Annotated in this window: 6 protein-coding genes; 1 reads left to right on the plus strand and 5 read right to left on the minus strand. The window is 72.0% G+C overall.

The window, feature by feature from the left end; translation table 11 throughout:
* Nucleotides 1–4: 4 nt before the first annotated feature.
* The 3 genes from TX83_RS17975 to TX83_RS17985 form a co-directional block, all read right to left on the minus strand.
* Nucleotides 5–3,352 carry a serine/threonine-protein kinase gene (locus TX83_RS17975; RefSeq protein WP_064749362.1) on the minus strand — a complete coding sequence of 1,116 codons (3,348 nt, stop codon included), beginning with the start codon at nucleotides 3,350–3,352 and terminating at the stop codon, nucleotides 5–7.
* Entirely contained in the window at nucleotides 3,352–4,239 is an 888-nt protein-coding gene (locus tag TX83_RS17980; RefSeq protein ID WP_064749363.1) for an FHA domain-containing protein, read from the minus strand. The genes TX83_RS17975 and TX83_RS17980 overlap by 1 nt, the downstream gene beginning before the upstream one ends.
* Nucleotides 4,240–4,316: 77 nt before the next feature.
* Nucleotides 4,317–5,156 (minus strand): DUF6689 family protein, encoded by an 840-nt coding sequence (locus TX83_RS17985; protein WP_064749364.1) that lies wholly within the window; start codon nucleotides 5,154–5,156, stop codon nucleotides 4,317–4,319.
* 317 nt (nucleotides 5,157–5,473) lie between these two features.
* Here TX83_RS17985 and TX83_RS17990 point away from each other — a divergent pair, with 317 nt between their 5' ends.
* Nucleotides 5,474–7,960 (plus strand): S8 family peptidase, encoded by a 2,487-nt coding sequence (locus TX83_RS17990; protein ID WP_064749365.1) that lies wholly within the window; start codon nucleotides 5,474–5,476, stop codon nucleotides 7,958–7,960.
* A gap of 61 nt (nucleotides 7,961–8,021) precedes the next feature.
* Here the strand turns inward: TX83_RS17990 and mnmE are convergent, their stop codons facing one another.
* Both mnmE and yidC read right to left on the minus strand, forming a co-directional pair.
* Nucleotides 8,022–9,389, minus strand: coding sequence for a tRNA uridine-5-carboxymethylaminomethyl(34) synthesis GTPase MnmE (mnmE, locus tag TX83_RS17995; RefSeq protein WP_064749366.1), 1,368 nt, complete (start codon nucleotides 9,387–9,389; stop codon nucleotides 8,022–8,024).
* Between the two features lie 308 nt (nucleotides 9,390–9,697).
* Nucleotides 9,698–11,198 (minus strand): membrane protein insertase YidC (gene yidC, locus TX83_RS18000; protein WP_261370183.1); only part of this gene is annotated, 1,501 nt, incomplete at its 5' end.

Below are 11,198 nucleotides of genomic sequence, written 5' to 3' on the forward strand. Positions count from 1 at the left end.
GGCGTCATCGCGGAGCCTCCTGTGCGGAACCGGCCGCCGCGTCGAAACCGGCGCGCAGCTCGGCGGGCAGGGCGGCGCGCAAGAGGCCCGATGCGGCCTCGGCCTTGGCCCGCGCGCTGCGTTCGCCGGCCACGTCGCCGGCGGCCGCATACGATTCGGCGCCGAGCCGGTGCAATGCCCAGGCGCGGCGGAAATCGCCGCCGCGCAGGCGTTGCATGGCTTCGCGGTAGTGCAGCAACGCCTGGGCGCTGTCGCGCGCGGCCAGCGCACGCCGCATGGCCTGTTCCAGCCACGCCAAACGCAGGCCGGCATGCCCCAGGGTCGCGGTGGCGCGATCCAATCCGCCCGGGTCGCCGGCGCCGCGCGCCTGTTCGAGCTGGATCTGCAATTGCCATTGGCGTACACCCGAGGCCTCGGCCAGACGATGCGCCTGCTGCAGGGCGGTCGCCGCCTCGCCCGGCCGGTTCTGCTGCGTCGCCAGTTGCGCCTCGATCCAGTGCGCGATCGCGCGTTGTTCGCTGGAGGCCTCGCCCAGATCGCGACGGCGCCGGTCGAGCAGACCGCGGGCCTGGGCGAATGCGCGCGCGTCGATCAGGGCCTGCGCCTGCAACAGCTCGACGTCGATCTGGCCGCGCAGGTCCTGGCGCTGGCGGAACAAGGCGCCGGCGCGCTCGGCCTGGGCGATCGACGCGGCGACGTGGCCTTGCAGCCATTCCAGCTCGGCCAGATTGCGCCGGCTGACCGCGGCCTCTTCCAGCATCTGCTGTTTTTCCGCGCTCGCCAGCGACGTTTCCAGCAGCCGGCGGGCCAGCGCCCAGTCGCCGCGCGCGGCGGCGAGCAGGCCCAGGTTCTGTTCGGTGCGGATCCGCCCGGTCTGTTCGCCGAGCGCGGCATACGCCTCGCCGGCCTGCTGCCAGTACACCTGGGCATCGTCGTACAGGCCCAGTTGGTAATCGGCGAAGCCGATGTTGTTGAGCGCCTGAGCGGTGCCGTGCGGGTCTTCGACCTGGCGCCAGCTCTGCAGGGCGCGGCGGAAAGCGTCCAGCGCGCCGCGATAATCGCCACGCTCTTCGGCGAGCAGGCCGAGCTCGTTCTCGGTCGCGGCCAGGCCGGCGCGATCGCCGAGTTCGACCTGCAACGCGCGCGCCTGCGCCAGTTGCGCCGCGGCCTCGTCGAAACGACCGGAGGCGGCGAGCACGTTGGCCAGATTGCGCAGACTGGTGGCGACCCCGCGACGGTTGCCGAGCGCACGCCGCAACTCCACCGCCTTGCGGTACTGCTCGGCGGCGTCGGCGGACTGGCCCAGGCGTCCGTAGCCGACGCCCAGCGCGTTGACCGTTTCCGCCTCGCCGTGCAGGTTGCGGGCGCGTTTGAACAACACCAGCGCGCGCACCAGGTAATCGTCGACCGCGCGCTGCGCCTGGCCCTGCAGGATCGAGAACTTGCCCAGCTCGTACCAGCCGCGCGGGTCGTTGCCGTCGCGCCCGGTCAAGGCCTGCAGCGCGGCCACCGCGCCGTTGAAGTCGCCGCCCGCGCCCTGGGCACGGGCCAGTTGCAAGGCCGCCTCGGTGTCGTCGGGCGTGGCCGCCAGGGTTTGCCGCGCCAGCGCGATCGCCTTGGGCGGATCGCCTTCGAGCAGGGCGTGCTCGGCGTCGAGCCGGCGCCGCAGCCAAGCGCCGCGGCCGGCGACCGCCTGGCCGCGCTCGATCGCATCGAAAGCGGCGTCTTGCTCGCCCAGGGCCAAGGCCGCCTGGCCCTGGGCCAGCCAGGCCGCGGCGTAGTCGGGAGCCGCGTCGGTGGCGTCGCGGTAACGCTGCAGCGCCTCGTTCCAGCGCCCGTCCTGTTGCGCCAGCACGCCGGCGCCATACGCGTCCAGCGCCTCGTTCGCGGCCGGCAAGGCCGGATCGAGCGCAGCGCCTTTCGCCAATGCGGCGCGCACCGTCGGTGCCGTGGCCCAGGCGCGCACAGCGGCGACCGGATCGGCCGCGTCGCCGCCGTCCAGCACCTGCACCGGCTCGGCGCCGCGGCGCAACTGCGCCTGCACGCGCCAGCGGCCGTCGTGGCGGATCAGGCACGGACGCAGCACGTCGCGAGCGGCGGCGAGCGCGCGCAACGCATCGGGATCGACCCGCGCCGCGCCGGTGGGATCGAGCTGGCGCAGCGCCTGCGCCGTGCGTTCGCCGTCGACCACGGCCACGCCCGGCTGCGCTGCGAGGGCGTCGCGCAGATGCGCGCCGAGCGCAGCCCGACGCGCCTCGGGTACCGCTTCGGCGCCGGCTTCCAGCGGCATCACCAACAAACGTTGCAGCGGCGCGGCCGCGACATGCGGCGGCACCGGCGCGCGCTGCTGCTGCCACCACCAGCCGCCGCCCGCCGCCGCCAGCGCCAAAGCGCCGACGGCCAGCCAGGGCCAGCGGCGGGCGCCGCCGTCGCGCCAACCGTCGCGCGGCACCGCACGCGCATCGATCGCGGCGATCACCGCGGCCGCGTCCTGGAACCGGTGCGCCGGCTGCGGCCGCAGCAGCTTGTCGACCAGCCGCGCGACCCACGCCGGGACGTCGGCGCGACGTTCGCTCAGCGGCGGCGGCGTGCGCAGCATGCGCTGGGCCAGCACTTCGGTGACGGTGCCGCCGGCGAAGGGCAATTGCCCGGCCAGCATTTCGTACAGCATCAGGCCCAGCGCATACAGGTCGCTGCGCGCGTCGACCGGTTCGCCGCGCGCCTGCTCCGGCGACAGATAGTCCGGCGTGCCGACCACCGCGCCGGTCTGGGTGCGGCCGCTGCCGGCCAGAGAACGGGCCACGCCGAAATCGCTGAGGTAGGCGCCGCCCTGGCGGTCGAGCAATACGTTGGCCGGCTTCACGTCGCGGTGGATCACGCCTTTGGCGTGCGCCGCGGCCAGGCCGGCGGCGAGCTGGCGCACGATGGCCAGCGCGTCGTCGACCGCGAACGCGCCGTCGCGATCGAGGCGACGGTCCAGCGATTCGCCGTCGACGAAATCCATGCTGATCAGCCAGCGGCCTTCGTGCTGGGCCAGATCGTGGATGCGCACCACGTGCGGGCTCGACACCTGCCGCGCCAACAGCAGTTCCTGGCTGAAGCGTTCGAACGCTTCGGGCTTGTGCATCCATTCCGGACGCAGCAGCTTCAGCGCCACCGGCACGCCCAGGGCCTGATCGGTGGCGCGATAGACCACGCCCATGCCACCGACGCCGAGCACCGCCTCGATGCGGAAGCGCCCGGCCAGCACGCTGCCGGGCGCGAGGTCGGCGTGCGCGTACACCCCGGTTGCGGTCGCGTCGGAACCGGAGGAGTCGGGCCGGCCTGGGTCCGAGCCGCCCGGCGTACGCATCAGGCGTCTCCGGCGTGGGCGGCGACGATGCCGTCCCACGCGGCCGAGGCGAGCTGCGCGTCGAGCTGCTCGCTGGTGCGGCAGGCGGCGATCCACACCGCGGCGCCCTCGGTGAAGGCCTGCAACAGTTCCAGGTCGAGGGTGGTGATGGCCGGCCCCGGACGCACCCGGTCGGCGTACAGGGCGCCGAGGGTGCGTTCGCCGTCGAGCAGGGGCAGGCAGACCAGGGCGCTGAGGCCGGCGGCGATCACCGAATCGCGTGAGGCCAGCCAGGCCTCGCGGCCGATGTCGTTGACGACCACGGCGCGGCGCGATTCCAGCGCCTTGCGCACCGCGCCGACGCTGCCGCCGAATTCGCGCGCGTGCAGCCGGCCCGGGTCCAGCGCCAGGCTGGCGCGGACGCGGTAACCGGCGCCGTCCTCGAGCAGGACGAAGCCGCGTTCGCATTGGGCCAGTTCGACCACCGCGCGCAGACTGCCGTCGAGCAGGTCGCCGAGCCCCTGCACGCCCTCCAGGCGCGCGGTGTGGGCGGCGGCGACGGCGCGGCGCGCGATCTGGCCGCGCTCGGCGGCGGCGATCTCCGCATCGGCGAGCGGGGCGAACTCGCAATACACATCGCCCAGGCGCAGCCAGCAGCCGCCGTCGAGCGCAAGGCCGCGGGCGCCGGCGGCGATGCCGTCGACGAAGCTGCCGTTCTTGCTGTCCAGATCGCGCAGGCGCCACTGGCCCTGGTCGAAGTCCAACTGGGCATGGCGGCGCGAGATCGACGCATGGCCGACCACCAGGTCGCACTCGGACGCACGGCCGATGCTCACCGTCTCGCCCGGACGGAGCGCCCGGGCGATCGCGGCCTGGTCCGGCGGGTAAACGATCAAGCGCGCCTGCATCGGCTCATCTTAGCGCGCGCCCCGCGCAGCGAGCAGCGCCCCGCCGGGATCGGGCGGGCGACCGCGACGGACGCCTCTCAGGGGCCGAAGTCGCGCAGGTAGGCGACGCTGAACTTCAGCGTCGCCGCGCCGGCGATCAGTTCGCCGGCATGGTTGTCGAGGTCGCGCGCGGCGCGCCATTGATCGCCCAGGTACAGCCCGGCGCGGGTCGTGGCGCGGCTGCGGAAGTCGTCCAGCGCGGCGATCGCGTCGGCGTAGTCCTCGGCGGCGACGGCAGTCTCGGCCTCGTCCAGCAGCAGGTCGAACGCGGCCTGCTCGCTCGCCGGCAACAGGTCGATGCGCGCACGCAGCCAGGCGATCTTCTGCGCCACCACCGCGTCGGTGCCGCGCAGGTCCGGCAGCACCAGGAACTGGGAGAAACCGCCGGTGGTGCCGCGCGCACGCACGCTGCCCGGCGCGACTTCGTCGGTGATGTCGCGAAACGCGCCGCCCAGCGGCGCCTTGAACAGACGCAACGAGCTGCCCGGCGCATAGCTCAGCGCGTGGGTGTGCACTTCGACCCGCACGCTGCGATGGAAACTCAGCCCGCCCAGGGTCGGCGGCTCGATGGTGATCAGCAGCGGGAACGCCGGGTCGAGCTGGGTCAGGCTCAGGTTCGGCAGGCGCGCGAGCAGGGCGGCGTCGGTCAGGCCGACCAGTTGCGCGCTGATCCCCAGGCTGGAGGCGGACAGGCCGCTGGCGTCGTCGAAGCTCAGGGTCAGGTCGGCCAGCGGAACGCTGCCGGAGCCGACGGTCACCGTGGCGGTATCGCCGGACACCGTGACCGAGACCGGCACCGACTGCGCCGAGGCCAGGGACGAGACCAGCAGCAAAGCGGTCGCCGCGAACAACTTCCACGCCAGCGTCGGCTTGGCCATCGTGATCCCCCTGCGGGTCGTTCCACCGTCGCGGCAGGCTAATCGGAAATGTGACCCGTGTCTCTAGGTGATTCCCCTCAGCGCAGACGAACGGGGCCGACGCGGCGACCGGCGCACGCCGGGGCCTGTTCAGAATTCGGCGGCGGCCGAGGCGGCCGGTGCGGCCCGGCGCCCGGCGCGGGCCGGGCGCGCAGCACCGCACCCGCGCCATGAGGGTTTCTCCCCATCCGTGCTGAGGCGAACTCCCGATGGGATCGCCCGCCGGCGCTGCGAATACTCGGTGAACGCCGTCCGTGGCGGTTCCGGAGCCCTTCGACATGCCCTCCCAGTTCGCCCGCAACACCCTTCGCATCAGCGCCCTCGCCGCCGGCCTGCTCGCCAGCGGCATCGCCCTCGCCGACGCCCACCTCGATCCGCAGCTGCTGTCGCGGATGGCCGCCGCGGCGTCCGCCGACCGGCTGCAGATCGTGATCAGCTACGAGCAGTCCGGCCCGGTCACCGCTCCGCAGATCGCCGCGCTGAAGGCGCTGGGCATCGACACCGGCGTGACCATGCGCACCCTGCCGATCGCCGGCGCGCTGGCGACCCCGGCCGAGATCCGCGCCCTGGCGCAGCGCGACGATGTCGCCTCGATCTACTGGAACGCGCCGCTGCGCTACTACAACAAGGAGTCGCGGCAGATTTCCGGCGCGGCCCGGGTCACGGACAACCCGGGCGACTTCGTGCGCGCGATCCCCTACAGTGGCGCCGGCATCTCGGTGCTGGTCAACGACTCCGGCATCGACGCCAGCCACGACGATCTCAAGTTCCGCGAGCACGTGGTCGAGAACACCCTCGGCACCACCAACCTCAACTCGCTCGACAGCCTGCTGCCGATCACCTACACCGAAGGCCTGATCAACACCGACCTCGGCTCCGGCCACGGCACTCATTGCGCCGGCACGATCGGCGGCAACGGCGCCAAGTCCAACGGCCAGCACCGCGGCGTCGCGCCCGGCGCCGACCTGGTCGGCTACGGCTCCGGCGCGGTGCTGCTGATCCTCGACGCGGTCGGCGGCCTGGACTACGCCGCGACCAAGCAGTTCAGCTTCCGCCATCCGATCCGGGTGACCAGCAATTCCTGGGGCAGCAGCGGCAAGTTCGATCCGCTCAACCCGGTCAACATCTCGACCTACGAGCTGTACAAGCGCGGCATCGTCAGCGTGTTCGCGGCCGGCAACGACGGCCCGGGCGAAGACACCCACAATCCCTACGCGCAGGCGCCGTGGGTGATCTCGGTCGGCGCCGGCGAGAAGGACGGCGTGCTGACCGGCTTCTCCTCGCGCGGCAAGCGCGGCGAGAGCGGCAGCTTCACCATGCCCGACGGCCGCCAGTGGACCTACGTCAACGAGCCCAGCGTGGTCGCCACCGGCGTCGACGTGGTCTCCACCCGCGCCCTGACCGGCGCGCTGCCGGCCACCGAGGCGCAGCACGACGCCGAAACCCTGCCGGCGGCGCAGCTGCCGTTCTACACCCACATGAGCGGCACCTCGATGGCCACCCCGCACGTGGCCGGCGTCACCGCGCTGATGCTGGAAGCCAATCCCAACCTGACCCCGGCGCAGATCAAGGCGATCCTGCAGCGCACCGCCAGCAACATGACCGGCCGCCTGCCCTGGGAAGTCGGCGCCGGCCACATCAACGCCTACGCCGCGGTCGCCGAGGCGGCCGGCATCCGCTACGGCTTCGGCGGCACGGTCAACTACCTGCGCGCCTTCAACGCCAACGCCATCCTCTCCGGCGGCGTGCCGGACCTGCCGTTCTCGGTCGACTTCGCGCCGGTCGGCGCGGTCGAGGAACAAAGCTTCACCGTCGGCGCCGACATCGCCTGGGTCAGCGCCCGCGCCACCATCGGCGAGAACACCCTGGCCCTGGTGCTGACCGATCCGGACGGGATCAAGTACGGCTCCTCGATCGCCCTGCCGGTGCTCGGCGACACCGTCACCACCGGCGCGCCGGGCAAGCCGGGCGTGTGGAAGGTCAGCGTGCGCGGCATCGGCTCGCTGTCCGGCACCGATCTCGATCCGGCCAACGTCACCAACGGCTACGCCCTGCCGGGCACGGTCGAGGGCACGATCGGCTTCCTCAAGAGCGGCGGCTACACCGGCCTGGACGACGTCGCCAACCATCCGGCGCGGGCGGCGATCGAGTACGCCGTCGCCAACCGCCTGGTCGACGGTTACTCCGACCGCACGTTCCGCCCCGACGCCAACCTCAAGCGCAGCGAACTGGCCCAGTACCTGCTGATGGGCCAGAGCGTGCGCCAGTACCTGCCGTTGGACGGCCGCTCCAGCTTCAGCGACCTGGGCACCGGCGATGCGCGCTACGCCTACGCCGAATCGGCGGTGGCCCGCGGCGGCGCGCTGCGCGACCTGAGCCAGGCCCAGGACGGCGTGATGGGCACCCTCAACGGCGCGTTCCGCCCCAACGACAACGTCACCCGGGTCAGCCTGGCTTACTCGCTGGTGCAGAGCATGGCGTTGCAGAACGAGGCGCGCGCCTTCAACGGTTCGCTGACCACGTTCTACGACGGCAAGCGCATCGCCGTCGACGACGCGGCCTCGATCCCGGCCAACCTGCGCGGCTACGTGCAACTGGCGCTGGACCGCGGCCTGATCAACGCCCGCTTCGCCGTGACCCAGGGCCCGTTCGACCTGCAACCGACCCTGCACGCCTATTTCGACCCCAATAAGACGATCAGCCGCGCTGCTTTTGCGGTGGCCGCAGGCCGCTACCTTGAGGCCTACCGCAGCGCCGAAGACTGACTCTCTCCCACCCCGGGCAAGGACGCCCCTCATACGGCCCGGCGGAGTTCCGGGCCGTTTTTTATTTGCCGATGCAGAAGCTGGAAAAAATGTGCCCGAGCAGGTCGTCGGCGCGCACCCGGCCGGTGATCTCGCCGAGCGCTTCGTGGGCCTGGCGCAACGATTCGGCGGCCAGGTCGAGCATTTCGTGATCGAGTTGGGCGCGGGCGTCGTCGAGTTCCTCGCGCGCGCGCAGCAGGGCATCGACGTGGCGGGCGCGCGCGGTGAACGCGCCCTCGACCGCGTCGGCGGCATCGCCCTGGGCCAGCGCGCGCAGCCGCGCGTGCAACGCATCGAGTCCGGCGCCGCTGCGCGCGGACACGAACACCCGGTCTTCGCCGCCGATGTCGACCGGGGTCGGCGAGGCGTAATCGGATTCGATCAGGTCGATCTTGTTGTAGACGTACAGCCGCGCCGGCACCTGCGCGATCGCCTCGGCCACCGAGGCCAGACCGCTGTCGGGATCGCGCGCGTCGAGCACGACGATGGCCAAGTCGGCGCGCTGCAACTCGCCGACCGCGCGGCGCATGCCTTCGCGCTCGATCGCGTCGCCGCCCTCGCGCAGGCCGGCGGTGTCGACCAGGGTCAATTCGACGCCATCGAGCTTGACCGTCTCGTGCAGCAGGTCGCGGGTGGTGCCGGCGATGTCGGTGACGATGGCGCGGTCGCTGCCGGCCAAGGCGTTCAACAGCGAACTCTTGCCGGCGTTGGGCGGGCCGACGATCACCGCATGCAGGCCGTCGCGCAGGCGCCGGCCGCGTTCGGCGGCGGCGAGCAGCGCGTCCAACGCGGCGGAAGCGGCAACGAAGCGCTGACGCAGCGCGGCGCCGCCTAGGGTATCGAGCGGTTCGTCGGCGAAATCGATCGCCGCCTCGACGTGAATGCGGATCGCCAGCAGATCGCCGGCCAATGCTTCGACCCGGCGCGAGAACTCGCCGTCCAGCGCGCGCCGGGCCGCGCGCGCGGCGCGCACATCGGCGGCGGCGATCAGGTCGGCGACCGCTTCGGCCTGGGCCAGGTCGAGCCGGCCTTCGAGAAAGGCGCGTTCGCTGAACTCGCCGGGCCGCGCGCGGCGCGCGCCCAGCGCGCACACCCGCGCCAACAGTTCTTCCAGCACCGCCGGGCCGCCGTGGCCCTGCAGTTCGACCACGTCCTCGCCGGTGTAGCTGGCCGGCGCGGCGAAGTAGAGCGCGATGCCGTCGTCGATCGCGGCGCCGTCGGCATCGAGGAAGCGGGCGTAATGCGCATGCCGCGGGCGCAAGCGGCGGGCAGCGACGGTCTCGCCGATCTGCTGCGCGCGCGGCCCGGACAGGCGGACGATGCCGACCCCGCCGGCGCCGGGCGCGGTGGCGACGGCGGCGATGGTGTCGCGGGCAGGGGCGTCGGTCATGGGCGACATGATAGTGGTCCGGCGCGGGCTGCCGTGAAACGGCCGCTGCCCCTGTAGGAGCGGCGCGAGCCGCGACGGCCGCAGCAGTCGAATACCACGCCGCAGTCCGAAGCCCGACCGGATCGTGCGGTTCGGGCAAGAGCGCTCGCAGGTCCGGGCTCCGGTTGCGACGCTTGCGCGCACCGTTGCGGCGGTCGCGGCTTGCGCCGCTCCCACCCCGGTATCTGCGCAAACGCAAAGCCCGCCTGAGGGCGGGCCTTGCGTGGATCGACTGGGTGGAACCGATTCGCTGCGCTCGCAGCGACGGCTCAGCTCTTGTCTTTGCCGCTGCCCGCCGGCTGTTCGGCGTAGCGCTTGGTGGTCAGCCACTGCTGCAGCAGGCCGAGGCCGCCGTTGGCGACTTGGTACAGCACCAGGCCGGCCGGCAGGAAGGCCAGGATCACGCCGAAGATCAGCGGCATGAACTGCATCATCTTGGCCTGCGCCGGGTCCATGCCGGTCATCGGGGTCAGCTTCTGCGTCGTCCACATGATCGCGATGTTGATCACCGGCAGGACGAAGAACGGATCGCGCGCGGTCAGGTCCTGGATCCAGGCGAACCACGGCGCGTGGCGCAGCTCGACCGACTCGGCCAGCATCCAGTAGAGCGTCATGAAGATGATGATCTGCGGCAGCACCGGCAGGCAGCCGCCGACCGGGTTGATCTTCTCCTTCTTGTACAGCTCCATCAGCGCCATCTGGAACTTCTGCTTGTCGTCGCCGTAGCGCTCCTTGAGCTGGGCGACGCGCGGCTGGAACTTGCGCATCTTGGCCGCCGACTTGTACTGCGCGGCGGACAGCGGATACAGCGCCAGCTTCAGCAGCACCACCAGGCCGACGATCGCCCAGCCCCAGTTGCCGAACAGGCCGTGCAGCTTGTCGAGCAGCCAGAACAGCCCGTTGGCCAGGGTGGCGAAGATGCTGTAGCTGCTGAAGTCGACTGCGCGGTCCAGGCCTTGCACCTTCTGCGCTTCGATCTGCTTGACCAGCTTGGGGCCGATCCACAGGCGCGCCTCGGTGCTGGCCTTCGCGCCCGGAGCGACGTTGACGCCCGGGCCGAGGTCGCGGATCAGGTACTGCGGCGCGGCGCCGGCGTTGAGCTGTTCGAGCGAGAACTGGCCCGCGTCCTTCTCGCCCGGAATCCAGGCGGCGAAGAAGTGGTGCTGGAGCATCGCGATCCAGCCGCCGGTGACCGACTTGTCGAGCTTGCCGTCCTCGGCGAACTTGTCGAACTTGCGCTTCTCGTACTTGTCGGTCGGGCTGTACCAGGCCGCGCCCTGGAAGCTGTACTGCTCGGGGCTGAAGGGCCCCTTGTGGGCCAGCTCGCGCGGCACGCGGCTGAGCTGGCGGTAGACGTAGCCCTGCCACGGCGCGGTGCCGGCATTGGTCACCTCGTCGCGCACGCGCACGGCGTAGTCGCCGCGGCGGAAGGTGTACGTGCGCTGGATGCTGACGCCGTCGGCGCCGGTCCAGACGAAGGGCACGGCGATCTCGTTGCTGCCCGGGTTCAAGACCAGGTTGCGCTGGGCGCCGGCGTAGCGGAAACCCGACTCGTGGGTCGGCGCCGGCTTGCCCTGGCTGACCCAGCCGCTCTGGGCGACGAAGTACAAGGTGGCGTCGCTGGCCAGCAGCCGCATCGGCGGGCTGTCCTTGTCCGAGGTCACCGGGTACTTGAGCAGGTCGGCCTCGCTCATTTCGCCGCCGCGCAGGTTGACCTTGAGCACGTCGGTGGTGACGGTGACCAGGCCATCGTTGCCGGCGGGGGCGGCG

The sequence above is a fragment of the Lysobacter antibioticus HS124 genome (assembly GCF_000336385.2).
In the GTDB taxonomy this organism is placed as follows: domain Bacteria; phylum Pseudomonadota; class Gammaproteobacteria; order Xanthomonadales; family Xanthomonadaceae; genus Lysobacter; species Lysobacter firmicutimachus.